This window comes from Paenibacillus sp. FSL R10-2199 (assembly GCF_038000235.1).
GTDB classification, from domain to species: domain Bacteria; phylum Bacillota; class Bacilli; order Paenibacillales; family Paenibacillaceae; genus Paenibacillus_AQ; species Paenibacillus_AQ phytohabitans.
Window position 1 is genome coordinate 5,836,402 of the sequence record NZ_JBBOBO010000001.1, and the last position, 18,569, is coordinate 5,854,970.

Consider the following 18,569-nt stretch of genomic DNA (forward strand, 5'->3'; position numbering starts at 1 on the left):
CGGTGTTACCCCCTGCTTCGTGTCATAAATTTCATCAACAGCTCCTGCGATGCATCCTTCCGCTCCACTTCCCCGCTGATGCGCCCTTCGCACATCGTGTAGATCCGGTCACACATCCCGATAATTTCCGGCAGCTCGGACGAGATGACCAGCACGCCTTTACCTTCTGCCGCCAGACCGTTAATAATCGAGTAGATTTCGTATTTGGCGCCAACATCAATCCCGCGTGTAGGCTCATCCAGGATCAGAATATCCGGCTGGGCATAGATCCATTTGCTGAGCACCACCTTCTGCTGGTTGCCGCCGCTGAGATTGACGGTCTTTTGCAGAATGCTCGGCGTCTTGATGTTCAGCTTCTTGCGGTATTCCTCGGCGACCAGCACTTCCTCATTCTCATTGATCACCCCGCGGCGGGAGAGCTTCTTCAGATTGCTGAGTGAAATGTTACGTTTGATATCGTCAATCAGAATGAGGCCGTATTGCTTGCGGTCTTCAGTGACGTAGGCTAGCCCGCTTTCTATTGCCTGGGTAATATTGTTAAGCTGTACCTCTCTGCCGTGCATAAAGGTCTGTCCGCTGATCCGCTTGCCGTAAGACTTCCCGAACACGCTCATGGCCAGCTCCGTGCGTCCAGCGCCCATCAGCCCGGCAATGCCGACAACCTCGCCGCGCCGGATGTGCAGATTGATCTGATCCAGCATTTTGCGGTCCTGCTGGGTGGGATGATATACTTCCCAGTTACGGATCTCGAAGATGGTTTCCCCCAGCTCCGGCGTCCGCTCCGGATAACGGTTCGTCAGATCGCGCCCGACCATGCCCTTAATAATCACATCTTCAGTGACTGCATCGCGTTTCATATCCAGCGTCTTAATGGTCTGCCCATCCCGCAGAATCGTTACAGAATCCGCTATCTTCTCGATTTCGTTCAATTTGTGGGAAATGATAATCGAGGAAATCCCCCGCTTCTTCAGCTCCAGAATGAGCAGCAGCAGGTTCTCGCTATCATCCTCGTTCAGCGCCGCCGTCGGTTCGTCAAGAATGAGCAGCTTCACTTCCTTGGAGAGCGCCTTGGCGATCTCTACGAGCTGCTGCTTGCCGACGCCGATCGTTGATACTCCGGTAAACGGCGATTCCTTGAGGCCGACGGTTGTAAGCAGCTCCTTGGTTTTCACCGTCGTTTCGTTCCAGTTGATCACCCCGCGCCGCGCTTGCTCATTGCCGAGGAAGATGTTCTCCGAAATCGACAAATACGGAATCAGCGCCAGCTCCTGGTGGATAATGACGATGCCCAGGCCCTCACTGTCCTTAATATCCTTGAACTGGCATACCTGCCCCTGATACAAAATATCCCCTTCGTAGGTGCCATGCGGATACACTCCGCTAAGCACCTTCATCAGCGTGGACTTGCCGGCCCCGTTCTCCCCGCAGAGGGCGTGGATCTCGCCTGCCTTAACCTGCAGATTGACATTCGCGAGCGCTTTGACGCCGGGAAATGTCTTCGTAATGCCTTTCATCTCCAAGATATATTCACTCAAGTGTCTCTCACCCAGCTTTCCTTGTGACTGTGCAGCGGCTGACGGCGGCTGCCCTGAATCCTGGCTGCCGCCGGTTTACCGCTAAATAACTGCCATATAAGCTGAACTTAAGAAGGATCTCTTCCTGCTTCTTAAGTTCACTCTGTGCAGCCGGTTACTCTCCCAGCTGATCTTTGGTATAGTAGCCGCCGTCTACCAGCACCTTGTCTACGTTGCTTGCATCCACAGACACTGGCTCCAGCAGGTAGGACGGAACGATTTTGACACCATTGTCGTAGGTTGTGGTATCGTTGACTTCGGCTTCCGTACCCTTCAGCACGCTTTCGGTCATCTCCACCGCCTTCTTGGCCAGCTCACGGGTATCCTTGAATACCGTCTGCGTCTGCTCTCCGGCCAGAATGGATTTCACGGAAGCCAGCTCGGCATCCTGTCCGGTAACTACCGGAAGCTTCTTGTCTCCCGACCCGTAGCCCACGCCCTTCAGGGAAGAGAGAATTCCGATGCTGATACCATCGTAAGGAGACAATACAGCGTCGAGATTATCGCTGGCATAGTTGGCGCTCAGCAGGTTATCCATCCGCGCCTGGGCAGCGGCACCGTCCCAGCGCAGCGTAGCGACCTGATCCATCGTAAGCTGCTTGCTGCGGACGACCAGCTTGCCGGAATCGATATACGGCTTCAGGATGGACATCGCCCCATCGAAGAAGAAGTATGCATTGTTGTCATCCGGCGATCCGCCGAACAGCTCGATATTGAACGGGCCTTTGCCGTCTTTCAGGCCCAGCTTCTCTTCAATGTAGGAGCCTTGCAGCACGCCCACCTTGAAATTATCGAAGGTTGCATAGTAGTCTACATATTCACTTTTTTTGATCAGACGGTCATAAGCGATGACTTTGACATCCGCATCATGCGCCTTCTGCAGCACATCCGTCAGGGCCTCTCCGTCAATTGAAGCGATTACAATCGCATTCACGCCTTTGGTGATCATATTCTCAATCTGGGATACCTGGTTCTCCACGACATCCTCGGCATACTGCAGATCGGTGCCGTAGCCCAGCTTTTCGAACTCCTTCACCATGTTGTTGCCGTCATTTACCCAGCGTTCCGAGGATTTCGTAGGCATTGCAATGCCTACTTTGCCTTTGGACGCATCTGTGCCGCTTGATGAATTCCCGTTGCTGCCGCATGCGGATAAGATAAGTACGAGTGTTAGTAGCAATGTGATCACTGAATATTTTTTCATTCCTGCACTACCCCCTGGACTATTCTGTTGTCTTCCACGGGTGCTCCCGTGTGACATGTTGAGTATAGCAACGGAGGCCATGGGGCGTATTTACACTCAGACTACTGTTTTTATAAAATTCCAACTTTTGTAATCGGAGGGTACAACAAAAAACCGCATGCAGCCCGGAGGCGCACACGGTTAAGGGTGAAGCAATGGAGTTATACGGGCTGATTCAAATCGCTTAACGCCTGCTTGATCTCTTCCAGCTCCTGCTTCAATTGGGTGAACAGAAGACGGTTACTCTCTGCAGTCTTGTGTTTGAAATTGGTCTTGCTTAAGAAAGCCATATAAACACCCGAGATTCTTCTGGTGATATTCTCCGCTTCCGCAGGCCCTGAGGACAGCCTGAAAAATTGATTCATCTGCTGTCTGGTCAGCTCGGTGAACGCAAATTTCTCCAGACACGACTCCAGAACTACGATGCTGCCCAGTGCAGCTTGCCTATATTCTCCGGCCGTTCCGGTATTGCTCACAGCATTGACTTCTTCCAAATTGCGCACCCCTTGCGGTATGTATATATGAACATCCTACTCTTTTCTGGGCCTGCCGTCACTTCCATTCTCAGGCTGCACCCCTTTGCGGAACTGCAGGGGCGACACGCCGGTCTGCTTCTTGAACGCAGTGCTGAAATAATGCTGCGTCTCATACCCCGACTGCTCAGCCACCTCATGGATGCTCAGCTCTGTTGAATGCAGCAGCTGGGCGGCCCGGCGGATTCGTATTTGCGTCAAATACATGCCGAAGGATTCACCCAGCTCCTGCTTGAACAGGCGGCTGAGATATACAGGTGAGGCCAGAAGCTGCCCGGCCATCCCCTCCAGGGTAAGCCCATATTCGCTGTAATGCTCCTGTATATACTGCTTCGCCCGGCGGACAAGCGGTGACAGCGGCTGCTCTTTGGCCAGTGCCACCCGGCAGCTCCGGTAGGCTGAAGCCAGCTCGGTAATCTCCCCCTGTACAAGCCGGGTGCCGACTTCAACAGCAATTTTGAGATTGCTGCGCACAGCACCTTCTACCCCGGCAAACACCTGCTCGCCTGCGTCATCCCACAGCAGTGCAACGACCAGTCCGGCAGTGTCCCGGAAGATCACCTTGGTATACGGCTCCAGCAGCTCCGTGATGATATTCTCGATCGCGAACAGGAACAGCTGGCGTTCGTTCTCTTTCATCCCCGGATGCTGGCCCTCCCATCTCCAGCGGATAATGCCGATCCGCTCCGGCCGCTGCGGCGGCAGCTGCAGGAATTGCAGCTGCTCCCTGATCTCCGCCTGGCTCAGATTCCCGTCCAGCCATTCCTGACAGAAGCGCTCGCGCAGCAGCGGGAAATTCTTCTGCAGCTGCCGGGAGGCCTGCTGCAGATGCTGGCTCTGCTGCTTCTCCGATTCCAGCTCATCCCTGACACCCCGGAGCACCTGCATCAGCTGCTTCGGCTCGGCTGGCTTCAGAATGTAGTCATTCACCTGCAAACGGATCGACTCCTGGGCATATGAGAATTCATCATGGCCGGTGATGACGATGATTTTGCAGCCGGGCAGCTGTTCCCTCAGCCGCTTCATTAGCTCCATGCCATGCATAATCGGCATATTAAGATCCACCAGCACAATATGAATGGAATGCTGCACCGCCAGCTCCAGTGCCTCTTCCCCGTCCTCTGCCTCGGCAACCACAGTCATACCCATACTGTCCCAGTCCACACATTGCCGGATGCCTTCGCGGATGATCCCCTCATCATCGGCAATCATTACTTTCCATTTGTCCAGCATGTTCGGATATCCTCCTCTTCCTTAATCCTTCGCAGGATAACTGTCACGGACCACCGGATGCCGGACGGTTACGACCGTGCCGCTTCCGGGCTCACTCTCAAGTGTAATTCCATACGGCTTCCCGTAGGTCAGTCTAATCCGTGCCTGCACGTTCAGAATTCCGTAGCCGCTTCCCGCGCTGTCCGGCAGCGGCGCTTCTGTCTCCATATGCCCGCTGTCCTGTGTTCCTACAGCCTCAAGCCGCTGCTTCAGCAGACTCAGCCGCTGCGGAGTGATCCCTGCACCGTCATCACGAACTGTAAGGTATAGCTCATTCTCCCTTTCCACGACCTCAATAGATAGATGTCCGGGACCGCGGCGTTCCTTAATGCCGTGATAAATCGCATTCTCCACCATCGGCTGCAGCAGCAGCTTAAGCACATACAGCTCCTGAAGCTGCGGCTCCACTTCGATGGAATATGTCAGCTTGCTGCTGTAGCGGACATGCTGGATCTTCAGATAGCTGACGATATGCTCCAGCTCATCGGAGAGCGGGATCATATCGCTCCCTTTGCTTAAGCCCAGCCGGAACAGCTTGGACAGGGACTGCACCACCTCGGCAATATCCTCCGCCTCCTTGCTGCGGGCCATCCAGTGGATCGTATCCAGCGTATTGTAGAGAAAATGCGGCTTGATATGCGCCTGCAGACTGCGCAGCTCCGCTTCCCTCTTTTGCCGCGCCTGCAGTTCTGTCAGAGACAAGAGCCGGCCAATCTGGGCCAGCATGGTATTGAAGCTGCGCCCGAGCAGCCCGATCTCATCAGAACGGTTCCCCCAGTAGCGGATCGTCAGATCGCCCGACTGTGCCTTGCTCATGAAGGAAGCCAGTTGTCCGATAGGACGTGAAATGGAATATGCGAGATAGAAGGAAGCCGTCATCCCCAGCATACAGACTACAAACACGAAGGTTACGACATTGAAGGTAATCTCGCGTACCCCAAAGGCTGACTCATCCATCGGAAATACGCCCATCGTTGTCCAGCCTGTAAAGGGAGAGGTCCGGTAGATCAGCTGCAAATGGCGGCCGTCCACGATTTCCGAGGTGATGCCCGAAGACTCGGTGAACAGGCCTGCCGGAATCTTTTGCATAAATGGGTGCTGCGGCGCGTAGATCATCTCCCCGTTGTCGTCCACCACCGTCAGGTAGCCTGTCTTGCCCAGTGTGACATCTCTGGCTGTCTCGGCAATGACCCGCAGCTTCAGGTCGACCAGCACCACTCCCTGCACAACCTGCGTTTCAGGATCAACAATTGCCCTTACGGCAGAGACCACCTCGCTCTCCTTATAATCCACATGGGACATTACAGCGCGGCCGTAAGGATGCCCGACAATCTTGAAGATCCCCTTGTTCTCCGCTGCCTGCTTGTACCAGGCCTCCTCCGTCAGCCGGGTACCGGAACGGGTATACATCTCATTGCTGATGAAATCGCCTTCACTATTGACCAGCATTATCCCGGCAATCTCGGAGCTGAGTGTAGTGAAGCCCTGCAGAAACTTGCGGATGTTATATTCCGCCGACTCCCCGTTGCCCTCAGTACTGCCTCGCTGCCCGTTACCCGTCACATTCCCCTTCAGAAATTTCTGCACACCGGGGTCAAACGAAATCAGATAGGTAATCTTCTGCAGATTCTCTACATCGCTCTCTATGGCCGTATTCACCTTGCCGATCAGCTGCACCGTGTTCTCGTTGCTCTGTTCCTCCACGATCCGGTCAACCGTCCAGCCAATCAGCAGCCCCAGCCCGATGGAGGGCAGAATGCTGATCAGCAAAAAATGAATAATCAGCTTGTAGCGGATCGGCATATTATTCAGCTTCAGCTTCTCCATGTTCAGGCTGCCCTTGCGCATCACATGCTCCCCCTCTGCCGCAGCAGCAGCCTACTTGGCATAATAGTTATCCACGTTCACCCGTGTGACCACGTCTATCCCTGTATCGACCGTATCCGGCACGGGCACGGGCTTATTGTTCGCATACGCTTCAGGGTCCGCTTCCAGATCACGATGCAGATGAAACAGCTCTGTCAGCGACCAGTAGCCCATATTCCAGGTCCCCTGCGCCATGGTTGCCGCAATCTTGCCTTCCTTCACCAGATCGAGCGTGCCCTTATCGGTATCGAAGCTGATAATCTGCGGTGCAAGGCCGCTGCCTAGAGCAGCATCCACCGCCTCTGCCACACCGATCCCGCCATTGGATTCCGTGGCAAAAATCCCGGCCAGCTGCGGGTACCCGGCCAGCAGCTGCTCGGCAGCTTCCCGCGAGGCCACCTGGTCTCCCCGGCCATCTTTGACGGCTACAAGCGTCATCTCCGGATACTCGTTTCGGATAGTATCCCGGAAGCCATCGGTCCGCTCTTGATGATTATGCTGATCCGGTGTGGTGATGATGGCCACTTCGCCTTTGCTGCCGGTCAGCTCAGCCATCTTATGTGCGGCCTGGGTCCCGGCATTGTAATTACCCGTTCCCAGGAAGGAATAAGCCTTGCTGTCCGGCGCTCCCGAATCAAATAATACCACCGGAATGCCGGCCTCCACCGCCTTGTTGATGGTCGCCGTGAGCAGCTTGGAATTCACCGCCGAAATCGCAATCCCTGCCGGCTTCTTGGCGATGGTCTGCTCCAGCACGGTCATCTGTTCATTGGCATTATGCTGGGTCGAGCCGTGGTATTCCACGGACACATTAAGCTCCTCTGCCGCATCCTCGAAGCCCTTCAGCACGCTTTTCCAGTAGTCGATGCCGATCTGGAACGTGACCATCACATATTTATCTTCAATATTCCCGCGCAGTCCGGCTGTCTCCCACGGGTCCGCCGAATCCCCCTGCTGCTTGTAATTCAGCACATAGATCAGGAAGATACCGATTAGCAGTACATAGACTAGCCAGAGCTTTTTCACATATGTAACCCCTTTCAAAAAAAGAAGTAAAGGACATCGTCCGCTTGCCCTGACCGATGTCCAGTCTAGTCTAAAGGCTTAGCAGGCTTTCCGTCAATTACGATCCGCTTGTTTGATCTGCTTCGGCTGGAGCATCAGTTTGAGCATCGGTTAGGCGGTCCGGAAGCCTTGCTCTTAGAATTATGAATCTGATGCGACATTTTATGTCGTACCAGCTGTTTTATACTGGAACAGTAACATTCAAATTGCTGAAATGAGGACAACACAAATGGTAAAAACAAAGCGCGGACGGGTACTCTGGACCCTGCCCTCCCATGGCCGCGGCACCTGCCCGGTCTGCGGAACAACCAGAATTAAGCTGCTCTACACAAAAGTAAAGTCTGATGGGGGAACCCTGAAGGTCTGCAAGCGCTGTGACAAGGCGCCACAAGCCAAAGTAGATGCCGTAGCCAAGTAAACACAACCCGGATGTCCGCCCGGCTTCATGCTTCATGCATGGATGTCCGGGCGGCATCTTTGCCTTGTTGCGGTGGAAGTTCAGCAGACGCTATACTGAAATCTGACAGAAAGGAGCGGAGCCGCATGAGCCATATTCACCGTATTCAGTGGTTTGACCAGCAAATCAGAAATGCCTGTTATCCGAACAGCAATATTCTTGCGGAGCAATTCGAAATCTCCAGGCGCCAGGCGCAGCGGGATATTGAATATATGGCGGAATCTCTGCGGGCTCCGCTCCGGTACGTGGCCAGCCAGCGCGGGTATATGTATGAGGATAACAGCTTTGTCCTGCCTCATCTGTACATCACGGACGAAGAGCAGCAGGTACTGAAATATCTGGCTTACCGGTACAGCCATTATGATTATGAGAACGGCCAGACTATCCGGAGAGTCGGTGGCCTGCTGGAACGGTTCACAGACCAGCACTTGCAGGCGGGGGAATACAGGCTGCCTCTGTTTGAAGTAAATGCCCGGCGTCTGCAGGTTATCGGGCTCCTGGAACAAGCCATTCAGGCCCGTAATGTAATTCACATCCTCTGCCGGAAACAGCCTGACAAACCACAGGAGCTATATCTCTGTCCCCTGAAACTGAGCCGCCGTCTGGATGAAGATTATGTGCTTGCTGCCATAGAGGGGAATTCCCGGACAGAGTTTTTTAACTTGACTGAAATCCTGCAGCTGAAGCTGACGGACAGATATTTCGCAGCGGACGATGAATTCTCAGCCGCTCCGCCGGAACAGAATAGACAGCTGAAGCCGTTCACAGCCAGAATCCGGCTAAGCGGGATGCCTGCAGATTCCTCATGGGGAGGGTATACGATTCGGTCCGCTGATGGAGAAGTCTATGAAATCGAATTTTTTGACACGGAGGCCTTTGTGGGGCAGCTGTTCAGCTCGGAATGGTCCGAAATCCTGTCCCCCAAATGGCTGAAAGAGAAAGTAAGAATCAGATGCCAGAACGTACTGAATCTGCTGAATGAACAGGAGGGCCGGAGTGATCATTAACGGAATACAAATGAAGCGCGAATCCAAATCTTTTACCGATGCCCTCTATGCCGTTCTCACTGCCGCCGGGTTATTCCATGGACCCACATTCATGCTCTCCGGGCTCAGCGGTATGGCCTTCAAATTCTCTGTGCATGAGAAGCTCTTCCCCTTCTCCGTTACTGCTTATGGACAGTGGGGCAAAGAGCATGGACCGGCCATCGATAATCTCGGCATCCTTACCGGACATAGCGGAGGCAGAACAAGACATGATTCGTTCGCCGTATATCAGCAGGCCGCCATTGAAGATGTGAAGCATAGTCTGGACCGCGGACTCGCCTGTGTCTACTGGATACCGGAGTTCGGCGTTATTCACGGCTATGATGAGGACGACCGGGTGTTCTATGTGCAGGATGGATCGTCCATCGAGACCCGTTATGTGCTCTATGATAATTTCGGCCTCAACATTACCCCGTTCTGGTATTGCCAGTATATCGGAGATAAGGTGGATATTCCGCTGCGTGACGCAGTACTGGAATCACTGAGGCTCGCCCTTGAGGATTGGGAGACTCCGTACAAAACACTGCCCGATCAGAGCATTGCATCAGGCAGACTGGCTTACAGCTTCCTGATCCGGGCTCTTCAGCAGGGAGAGTTCGACAGCAGCGGGGCCGTCTATATTCTCGAATCTTACCTGACGGCGCGCTCAGAGATCACGAGTTATCTGCAGGAGGTTGAGTCCGTATTGCCGGGCCTGAATGAGGTACACAGTATTTATGCTGAGCTGGAAGAGATGGTGCGCGGGCAGTTGAACGTTGCACTTCCGTTGACTAACAGCAACCGGGCGCTGGTACACCAGCAGCTTCCCTCACTCTGTACCACCCTGCAGCAGGCGCTTGAGCTGGAGGAACGCGCGATGCAGCAGCTTAGAATTATCTCCGGGCGGTATCCGGACCGGAAACGTTCAATTATTCCAAGATGGGGGGCGCATACGGCCAGATGATGAACAGAACAGAATTGGATTCAGTACCGGCGGCCGTGCATCCTCCGCAATTGTCTCATTCTTATGTAGATGCCATGTACCAGGTTCTGTCGGCTAACGGCTGGTTCACAATGCCCAAATATATGTTATCCGGAATGACTGCCTCCTGTTTCCGTCTGTCCGTGCATAGGCAGCTTCACCGTGACTCACCTACGGCTTATAACTGGATGGCTGAGCACACGGTGGCAGCAGATTTAATCGGCATTGTTACTGCACAAGCGGCAGGGTTTCATTTCACCCCTACGTTTCCGCTCTATCAGAGACAGGCTATCCTGGCAATCCGCAAATCGCTTGAGCAAGGCACAGGCGTCATCTGCTGGAAAGATAACTTTGTGGTGATAACCCGCTCCGATGATCAGAAGCAGGTATTCTGCTACAACGAAATATCTTCAAGAGCAGAGCTGGAGCTGCCTTATGAGCAGCTGGGAAGAAATGCGGGCCCTTATTGGCACTGTCAGATCATCGAAGGACAGATCCGGAAGGACATACGGCAGGTGATCAGAGAATCCTTCATTCAGGCTGTATACAAGGCAGAGGTACACGATCCGATGCTGCCGGAATCGCAGTATGCCTGCGGACTGCAGGCTTATGATGCCATGCTGGATGCCTTGACAGGCAGATCATATGATGCTGCCGGTGCATATGAAACCTTGGTGTTCTATGCTGCCAGTAAGAAGGACGCGTCCAGCTACACCAGAGCAGCCTGCGAATATTGGCCTGAGCTCGAGTCCACCGCCAGCCATTATGAGCATCTCTCCGCTGTCTACGGTGAAATCACAGCTCTATTAAGCCCGAACGCGTCACTTGCTCCAACTCTACGGCAACAAAGGCTGCTTCCTCTCGTCAGAGAGGCTAAGCATACCGAGACCGAAGCGATCCAGTCTATCCGCCTGCTGCTGCGCGAGCCGATCGAGAACCGCTTCCATGATGTGGGGCTGCGCTGATTATAGCCAATCCGGTTAGAACATTAAGCCCTCGGCATACTTCTCCCCTTCCAGCAGGTCATACTCGATCAGGCGATAGTCATCCAGCAGCTCCTGCTGCCCGGGTGTCAATTCACTCAGGATTCCGCTGCTGCCGGTCCCGACCAGCACATTCTTGCTGAGACCGGGGATTTCTTCCTGCACCTGCTTCAGCAGCTTGTAATAGGCAGGCAGCGGCTGGCCGGATAGTCTAAAGACGGTCGGGCCAAGGAAGGCCGGACTAAGTGTGCCCAGCGGCTCATTACCGATCTCATAGTTAGCCAGAATCAGCAGCTGTGTCTCGTGCTTCAGCCTAGGCTCCTGATCCCAGCCAGCCTCTGTATAGATCCCGGCGGTCAGCGCCGGCAGATGGTCACCCCAGAATACAGCAATGGTCGGACGTTCAATCGTCAGCAGCTCCTGCTGCAGATAAGCCAGTGCCTCGTCAGTCAGCTTAGTATCCTGCACATAGGTTTCCATCTCGTCCTTCTGTCCCGGCTGTCCGCCTTCTACGGTAATCGTATTCGGTCCATTCAGACCTTTGGTGAACGGGAAATGATTCTGCATCGTCACCAGATGCAGGAAGGCCGGCCCGGACGCCGACTTAAGCTCGCGGACAGCCTCCTGTACAGCAGCCTTGTCAGAGATATAGCCATCCGGGGTGAGGCGGTTAGCATCCGGCAGATCCTTTTCACTGATGAAGCTGTCAAAACCAAGTACCGGATAGACACGGTTGCGGTTATAGAAGGTCTCATCGAACGGATGCAGCGCCTGTGCCTGATAGCCCCGCGATTTCAGAATACTGACGATGGACGGCAGTGAAGACATTTTGACAATCCGCTGTTGATAGGGAATGGTTCCGTCTCCAAGGAAATACATCGACAGCCCGGTCAGGGCCTCGAATTCAACATTGGCCGTATTGCCGCCGAATTCCGGTGACAGCAAATAACCAGACGGAGTCTCATCCGCCGCTTCGTGAATGAATTTCAGCGGATCTTCGCTTAAGGTATACCCCGGCAGACGCGTAGGATCAAAGAAAGCCTCGTCCATCATAAACAGAATATTCGGCTGTTCCTCAGGACTCGCTGCCGCCGTTTCATCCGGCAATGCCGAATACTTGGCTGCCACCGCTTCAACCGCTTCACGGCTGTACCCTTCGGGCTTCTCCAGCAGGCTCTGGCGCAAATTTCCGGCAAATGCAAATATGAATCCGTTCTGCGTATAATTCACCTTCTGGTTCCAGAAGATGTTCTGGTAGTTCATAGCCGTAACAACAGACGAATGGCCCGAGACAAGCACAAGAAAACCTGCGCTCAGCGCGACAGAGATCCCGCCCAGACTTAAGCGTAAAGGCAGCCTGATTCTGTTCCTGGGCAGCTTGCGGATCATGTACGCCAGACCAAATGCCACTAATATTGCGGCTATTAGCGCCAGTGGTGAGATCATACCTTTGGTAATCTTGCTCATTTCACCGGCATTTTTGACCAGCATGAGATCCCATGGAAAAAGAGGTTCGCCCCTCGTAACAAGCTTCTGATAATCGGCAACACCCAGCAGCAGACATAGTACACTGACAACCGCTGGCCCCGCATATGTATTAGGCAAGATCACTGAACTTAAGAGCAGGATGAAGAAAATGAACAGGCTTCCTGCACCATACAGCCATGGGTACCTGCCGATCCACTGCAGTGCACCCGTCAAATTCATACTAAAGGAAGCCGCCTGCAGGAAATAATTCAGCACAAATCCCCCGGCCAGCAGGACTAACAGCAAATAAGAGAAACGTTTGGAAGGCAATAACCGCGACAAATGGATTCACTCCTAACTGGATTAAAGGAGTAGTATACGCCTTTTAGCTTAAAGCCGCCTTAAAATTCAGTATCCAAAAGAAGTACATCTTCGTATTATGCACCTCACAGCCTCTTCTATAATCCCCTGATGCGAGATTATCAGCATGGTATTTCACGCAAAAAAGAGCAGCGAACTTCGCTGCTCTTCATTCTGCTAACTCTACAACTATATAAACTGAAAAAAGAAATAACTATAAGCAAAAGGACCGGAGGGGAAATTTGGAACTGTAGGAGCGGTAGCGTCCGCCTTTGTCACCGGATTTCAACCGCGGGCAGCGGTATATATCAAGAAATCTGGGGACAACAGCGGCCGGAAGTCCAAATCTTCACCGCAGTGACGCCGAAGCTTTATGTTAACCTCTGAAATTCAGTTTATACCCCCCTACTTCACATATAGGCGGCTAGTCTCTTCCCAATACTCTCCCGGCTCCAGACCAAACAATCCGATGTCATCTGCAGGAAGATCTACCTTCGGTGCATTAACGAGGTTGATCTGCGGCTCCGGACAGAAGAACCCTTCAGTAGCTCCATTGTTCCAGATCATCCACTGCTTATAAGAGGTTCCCACATCATACACCAGCGTAACGCCGGCTTTGCTGTCGGTAAGCTCCATGCGGTTGCGGCCGTTCTGGGCTACAGCGGTATAGTGGTTGTCCATTGGCGCATAGAACGGATACAAGCCCTCATCACGCAGTGCCACTTCATCCGCAGTCAGCTCCTGGAATTTGCCGGTCGGCAGCATCCGGTCGCTAAGCTCCCAACGCTCGCCGATAGTCAGCTTCACGCGGTAATCCTGCGGCGTACTGCCTGGTGCGAACGGTGCATTAATGGCAGTATGGAACGCCAGCAGACAAGGCATCAGCTCTGCGCCGTCATTATGGACCAGCAACTGCTGGGACAGGCCGCCTTCTCCCAGAGTATAGCGCAGCTTGACGGTGTATTTGAACGGCAGATATTGATAAGAAGGATGATTCTCATCCACCTTAATCGCTACAGTGACGAAGCTTTCGCTTTTGCCGCTGCCGAATTCTTCGACCTCCCAGGCCGCTGTATGTAGGAATCCGTGCAAATGGTTTCCAGTCTTGGCTTCATTAACAGGAAAACGGTAGGTTTGTCCATTCCACGGGAATTCTCCATCCTCATAACGGTTCGGCGGGAACAGTACAGGGATGCCGTGAATCCCGGGGCTTGCCTTGAAGGCTTCCATCTCTTCTGCGCCTGGCTCATGCAGGAAACGGTAACCGCTCTCAGTATCACGGAAGCAGATCAGGTTGCCTCCGATGCCCGGCAGAATTGCAGCCTCGTAACGTCCGGCCTTGAGCCAGACTGCGGCTTCTCCCTCATATTGTCCTTCAAATGCAGTAATCGACATAATAATTATAATCTCCCTTCCATAAGCTCATAATGACTCTCTCATAGATAGAGTACCACATCTGCCGGATCGGCAACATCTCAATTTTACAGCTGTTCCACTTCGACGCTCATCACATGCTCAATTTTCTTCACATCGTAATAGATTTCCGTAGCATAATCACGGTCCGGTGCGGAGATCACCATATCAATCATTTGTCTCCCGTCTTCGAGATCCTTGATCTTCATACGCCGGATCGTCCGGCCGGTTTTACGTGTTTTACGCTGCTCGGCAATGATATGGCGCTGCTCAATTTTCTGGATCACATCGGTTAGAATATAGTTCGGTTCCATGATGATTTTAATCGATATCTCATGTTTGTTCAGCACCTCCGGGCCGATGGCCTTAATTAGCAGGGGCACCGCATTTACAGCGAACATAAGCAGCACCACTGCATAACCCGCTTCTACATAGAATCCCGCGCCGACCGCAATCCCGATACCGGAAGCCGTCCAGATGAGCGCCGCTGATGTCAGTCCCGAAATCGCATCTCCGCCTCTGCGCAGAATGACGCCTGCCCCGAGAAAACCGATCCCGCTGACAATCTGCGCCGCCAGCCGCATAGGGTCCATGTTGGGATGCTCCGGCCCGCCGAATTTATCATAAGCATGGATCGAGACCAGTGTCACCAGACAGCTGGCGATACTAATGACCATACTGGTCCGGATTCCCAGCGGTTTCTGTTTTAATTGCCGGTCAATCCCGATGAACAGCCCGAACAGCATGGCCACAAGCAGCTTCACAATCGATTCTGTGTGTAAATCAATGTTCATTGTTGTCCTCCTCTCCATGACAGATAGAATCAGTATACCTGAAAATCACTGCAATCCTTACTGTAATTTTTCGCAAGCTGATTTCAAAAGAATAAACGGACGTCAGCACCTCTGCAGCCGGTCATCAAACGGTTTCTGATGAGCTCCGGCAAAGGGACAACGTCCGCTTCAGTTAAAGGCTGTACTTCACCCATTATATGAGTGTTAAAGTACGATTAGAAGAATCAGCCATGCAGCAGCGATTCTGCTCCGTCACAATAGATTTCCGTTCCGGTAATATGATCCGAATCCGCAGAAGCCAGGAACAGCGCCAGCTTGGCTACCTGATCAGGTCGCCCGGGCCCCTTCTCCAGCGGCTGTCCGCCATCCGGGAATTCAACCTCGATCTGCACTTCCTTAAGATCATCCGAAGGGTACGTATTGTCATCAATGTTGGTGGTGATCGCACCAGGACAGATGGCGTTTACGCGGATTTTGTACTGGGCCAGCTCCAGCGCCGCCATTTTCATAAAAGCGACCTGCCCGGCCTTCGTGGTGCTGTATGCCGAGAATCCGATGTTGGAGAATACCCGGTTCCCGTTGATGGAGCTGTTGATCAGGATACTGCCGCCCTGCTCCTTCAAATGGGGGATGGCATATTTAACCGTAGCGAACGTACCGCGCAGATTGATCTGAATGGTCTGGTCCCAGGACTCGATATCCATCGTCTCAATTGGTGTCATCGCACCGTTGATTCCGGCATTCGCGAACACGATGTCCAGCTGTCCCCACTTGGCAACCACCTGCTTCACGGCGTCCTCCACCTGCTGCGGCTCGGCGATGTCGCATTCGAACACAGCGGCTTCTCCGCCTTCCTGCACCACCTGATGTGCGACCTTCTCTGCGTTCTCCACAGTGCGGTCCAGAAGTGCCACCTTGGCTCCGTTTCTGGCGAACTCCAGCACCGACGCCCGGCCGATCCCCGATCCGCCTCCGGTTACGATTGCTACTTTGCCTTCCAGTTTCTTAGTGGTCATAAGTGTAGTCTCCTCCTAAGGTCGTTGTTATTGTTCAAGTCAAGTTCTCTCCTTAAACTTTACCTCTCATACCGCGTAGTGAATCGGCTGCCCTGCTGTTTTGCCAATCCTCATTTGGGGATATAATTTAAGAAGCAATAATGAAATTGACTTTAGACATGCCTTTATTTTCTACACAGAGGAGATTATTACTCATGATGAACCATAATGAAGAGATTCGTGATCAAATCTGCGCTGCAGTCTCCGGACTCTCTTCCGAGACTTTGAACCGGAAGCCAGCCGAAGGCAAATGGTCACCTGTGCAAGTACTGGAGCATCTGTATCTGATGGAAAAAGCGATCACCGCCGGGATCATGCAGGCGCTTGCTGCCACGGAAGAAGCTGTCACAGAGCCGAAGCCCTATCAGCTGACGCTGGACCGCAACCGGTTCATTGATGCCCCGCCCCATCTTGTGCCGTCCGAGGAATTCATCCCGCTTGGCGATGTACGGGCCCGGCTGGACCAGTCCCGTTCTGACCTGAAGACGGTGCTGGCCCAGAGTGAAGAGCGCCTGTGGAACCGCAAGCTGTATCCCCACCCGGTGTTCGGCCCGATGGATGTCGCCCAGTGGGTGGATTTCATCGGCATTCATGAAGAACGTCATCTGGCTCAGCTGAAGGAAGCCCTGGATGGAATTTGACCCCATTCTCTGCACCATTAAAAAGTAAAGACAAAGACACAACAATAAAGGCTTGAGCAGCTGTCCAGCTAACAGACAGCACTCAAGCCTTCTTCAGTTCAATCCCTGCTTATCCCAGCATCATCCGGTCATCCGCCAGCTTATGGCCGCTGATGGCTTCGAATTCACCAAGCAGCCGCTCTACCGTCAGATCCTTCTTGCGGGATTCATCAAAATCGAGAATGATCGATCCCTTGTCCATCATAATCAGCCGGTTGCCTAAACGGATGGCCTGATCCATGTTGTGGGTGACCATCAGTGTAGTCAGCTTCATCTCACGGACAATGGATTCCGTAAGCTTCGTGATCAGTTCAGCGCGCGAAGGGTCCAGCGCAGCTGTATGCTCATCCAGCAGCAGAATCTGCGGCTGGGTGAAGGTCGCCATCAGCAGGCTAAGCGCCTGCCGCTCGCCTCCGGAGAGCAGCCCTACCTTGGCGCGCAGCCGGTTCTCGAGGCCAATGCCCAGCTTGCTGAGCTGCTCACGGAACAGCGTGCGTCTGGCCGCATTCACCCCGAAGGACAGCCCGCGGCTCTGGCCCCGCTTATAAGCCATGGCCAGGTTCTCCTCAATGGTCATATGAGGCGCCGTACCGGCCATCGGGTCCTGGAAGACCCGGCCGATCCAGCGTGCGCGCTGGTACTCGGCCAGATTGCTGATCGAGCTGCCTTCAATGCGCGCTTCACCGAGATCCGGCTTCATGACACCGGAGATAATATTCATCAGTGTCGATTTACCGGCCCCGTTGCTGCCGATAATGGTCACGAAATCTCCGGCGCTCAGTTCCAGATCGATGCCCAGCAGGGCAATCTTCTCGTCAGGTGAACCCGGGTTGAACAGCTTGGATACATTATCAAGCTTTAGCATCGGCTGCCCCTCCTTTCTTGCTGCTGCGCGTCAGCTCCGCAAGCTCTTCAGTCCGTCTGCGGGCCATCGTCTTCTGCTTCAGGAACCGCTGAACGGACGGGAAGACGAGGGCGATGATAACGATAATAGCCGTAATCAGCTTGAGATCCGAAGCCTTGAGCCATGGCACCCGCAGAGCCAGCGCCACAACGATCCGGTAGACGATGGAGCCGAGCACTACGGCCAATGTAGCGCGGAAGACGTTGCCCGCACCGAATATCGCTTCCCCGATAATTACCGAAGCAAGCCCGATAACAATCATGCCTATACCCATGGATGAATCGGCAAACGTAGAATATTGGGCGATCAGCGCACCCGAGAGGGCCACCATTCCGTTCGCAAGACTGATGCCGAGAATCGTAGTAGTATCCGTATTGACACCGAAGCTGCGGATCATCCGGGAATTATCTCCTGTAGCACGCAAGGCAAGTCCAAGGTCTGTACGCAGGAACAGATCCATCAGAATCTTGACCAGCAGAACCACAAAAGGCATAACCAGCAAAGGATTAATAGAGCTGAAGAGGGATACCTCACCCATTAAGGAAACATTCGGCCGCACGAGAATCCGCAGATTGATGGAATATAGCGCAATCATCATCAGAATCCCGGATAGCAGGCCGTTGATCTTCCCTTTAGTGTGCAGCAGACCTGTACACATGCCTGCAGCCATCCCTCCGAGCAGGGCACATACTGTTGCCAGCAGGGGAGAATATCCGTGGGTGATCATGACTGCGGCAATCGCGCCGCCGGTGGTGAAGCTCCCGTCTACAGTTAAATCCGGAAAATCAAGAATACGAAAGGTAATATACACCCCAAGTGCCATAAAAGCGTACAGCAGGCCCATTTCCAGGGCGCCGATTAATGAACTATACATAGATGACTTCCTCCCTCAAGCG

General features: G+C 53.4%; 17 protein-coding genes. 5 read left to right on the plus strand and 12 right to left on the minus strand.

Annotation, left to right across the window (positions count from 1 at the left end; all coding sequences use genetic code 11):
• Nucleotides 1–5 precede the first annotated feature (5 nt).
• The 6 genes from mmsA to NYE33_RS25660 form a co-directional block, all read right to left on the minus strand.
• Nucleotides 6–1,535, minus strand: a complete 1,530-nt coding sequence (gene mmsA, locus NYE33_RS25635) for a multiple monosaccharide ABC transporter ATP-binding protein (protein WP_340987506.1) — start codon at nucleotides 1,533–1,535, stop codon at nucleotides 6–8.
• A 154-nt stretch (nucleotides 1,536–1,689) separates the two neighbouring features.
• Entirely contained in the window at nucleotides 1,690–2,778 is a 1,089-nt protein-coding gene (gene chvE / locus NYE33_RS25640) for a multiple monosaccharide ABC transporter substrate-binding protein (RefSeq protein ID WP_076245477.1), read from the minus strand.
• 200 nt (nucleotides 2,779–2,978) lie between these two features.
• Nucleotides 2,979–3,311: a hypothetical protein gene (locus NYE33_RS25645; RefSeq protein ID WP_341068173.1), complete on the minus strand. Its 333-nt coding sequence runs from the start codon at nucleotides 3,309–3,311 to the stop codon at nucleotides 2,979–2,981.
• A gap of 36 nt (nucleotides 3,312–3,347) precedes the next feature.
• On the minus strand, nucleotides 3,348–4,583 hold the full coding sequence (locus tag NYE33_RS25650; protein WP_341068175.1) for a response regulator: 1,236 nt from the start codon (nucleotides 4,581–4,583) through the stop codon (nucleotides 3,348–3,350).
• A gap of 21 nt (nucleotides 4,584–4,604) precedes the next feature.
• Complete coding sequence (locus tag NYE33_RS25655; RefSeq protein WP_341068176.1) at nucleotides 4,605–6,470, minus strand: cache domain-containing sensor histidine kinase; 1,866 nt, start codon at nucleotides 6,468–6,470, stop codon at nucleotides 4,605–4,607.
• Nucleotides 6,471–6,500: 30 nt separating this feature from the next.
• The gene (locus tag NYE33_RS25660) at nucleotides 6,501–7,514 is read right to left on the minus strand and encodes a substrate-binding domain-containing protein (protein WP_341068177.1); all 1,014 of its coding nucleotides are present in this window, start codon (nucleotides 7,512–7,514) and stop codon (nucleotides 6,501–6,503) included.
• 268 nt (nucleotides 7,515–7,782) lie between these two features.
• On the opposite strand from NYE33_RS25660, the gene NYE33_RS25665 reads away from it, so the two are divergent.
• The 4 genes from NYE33_RS25665 to NYE33_RS25680 all read left to right on the plus strand — a co-directional run bounded on the left by NYE33_RS25665 (nucleotide 7,783) and on the right by NYE33_RS25680 (nucleotide 10,982).
• Entirely contained in the window at nucleotides 7,783–7,971 is a 189-nt protein-coding gene (locus tag NYE33_RS25665) for a hypothetical protein (protein ID WP_042136633.1), read from the plus strand.
• A 125-nt stretch (nucleotides 7,972–8,096) separates the two neighbouring features.
• A complete protein-coding gene (locus tag NYE33_RS25670; protein WP_076245471.1) occupies nucleotides 8,097–9,017 on the plus strand; it encodes a helix-turn-helix transcriptional regulator in 921 nt (306 codons plus the stop codon).
• Nucleotides 9,007–9,999: a hypothetical protein gene (locus NYE33_RS25675; RefSeq protein ID WP_341068179.1), complete on the plus strand. Its 993-nt coding sequence runs from the start codon at nucleotides 9,007–9,009 to the stop codon at nucleotides 9,997–9,999. The genes NYE33_RS25670 and NYE33_RS25675 overlap by 11 nt, the downstream gene beginning before the upstream one ends.
• Nucleotides 9,996–10,982 carry a hypothetical protein gene (locus NYE33_RS25680; RefSeq protein ID WP_042136628.1) on the plus strand — a complete coding sequence of 329 codons (987 nt, stop codon included), beginning with the start codon at nucleotides 9,996–9,998 and terminating at the stop codon, nucleotides 10,980–10,982. Before NYE33_RS25675 ends, NYE33_RS25680 begins: the two co-directional genes overlap by 4 nt.
• 15 nt (nucleotides 10,983–10,997) lie before the next feature.
• Here NYE33_RS25680 and NYE33_RS25685 read toward each other — a convergent pair whose 3' ends face one another.
• The 4 genes from NYE33_RS25685 to NYE33_RS25700 form a co-directional block, all read right to left on the minus strand.
• The gene (locus NYE33_RS25685) at nucleotides 10,998–12,809 is read right to left on the minus strand and encodes an LTA synthase family protein (protein ID WP_341068180.1); all 1,812 of its coding nucleotides are present in this window, start codon (nucleotides 12,807–12,809) and stop codon (nucleotides 10,998–11,000) included.
• Between the two features lie 423 nt (nucleotides 12,810–13,232).
• Complete coding sequence (locus NYE33_RS25690; protein ID WP_340987514.1) at nucleotides 13,233–14,222, minus strand: aldose 1-epimerase; 990 nt, start codon at nucleotides 14,220–14,222, stop codon at nucleotides 13,233–13,235.
• 86 nt (nucleotides 14,223–14,308) lie between these two features.
• Nucleotides 14,309–15,034 carry an MgtC/SapB family protein gene (locus NYE33_RS25695; protein WP_042136622.1) on the minus strand — a complete coding sequence of 242 codons (726 nt, stop codon included), beginning with the start codon at nucleotides 15,032–15,034 and terminating at the stop codon, nucleotides 14,309–14,311.
• A gap of 224 nt (nucleotides 15,035–15,258) precedes the next feature.
• Complete coding sequence (locus NYE33_RS25700) at nucleotides 15,259–16,050, minus strand: SDR family oxidoreductase (RefSeq protein ID WP_042136621.1); 792 nt, start codon at nucleotides 16,048–16,050, stop codon at nucleotides 15,259–15,261.
• Between the two features lie 194 nt (nucleotides 16,051–16,244).
• Here NYE33_RS25700 and NYE33_RS25705 point away from each other — a divergent pair, with 194 nt between their 5' ends.
• Entirely contained in the window at nucleotides 16,245–16,730 is a 486-nt protein-coding gene (locus NYE33_RS25705) for a DinB family protein (protein WP_340946328.1), read from the plus strand.
• A gap of 109 nt (nucleotides 16,731–16,839) precedes the next feature.
• Here NYE33_RS25705 and NYE33_RS25710 read toward each other — a convergent pair whose 3' ends face one another.
• Both NYE33_RS25710 and NYE33_RS25715 read right to left on the minus strand, forming a co-directional pair.
• Nucleotides 16,840–17,634 (minus strand): ABC transporter ATP-binding protein, encoded by a 795-nt coding sequence (locus NYE33_RS25710; RefSeq protein WP_039298046.1) that lies wholly within the window; start codon nucleotides 17,632–17,634, stop codon nucleotides 16,840–16,842.
• Nucleotides 17,621–18,547 carry an ABC transporter permease gene (locus NYE33_RS25715; protein ID WP_042136618.1) on the minus strand — a complete coding sequence of 309 codons (927 nt, stop codon included), beginning with the start codon at nucleotides 18,545–18,547 and terminating at the stop codon, nucleotides 17,621–17,623. Before NYE33_RS25715 ends, NYE33_RS25710 begins: the two co-directional genes overlap by 14 nt.
• Between the last annotated feature and the right edge of the window lie 22 nt (nucleotides 18,548–18,569).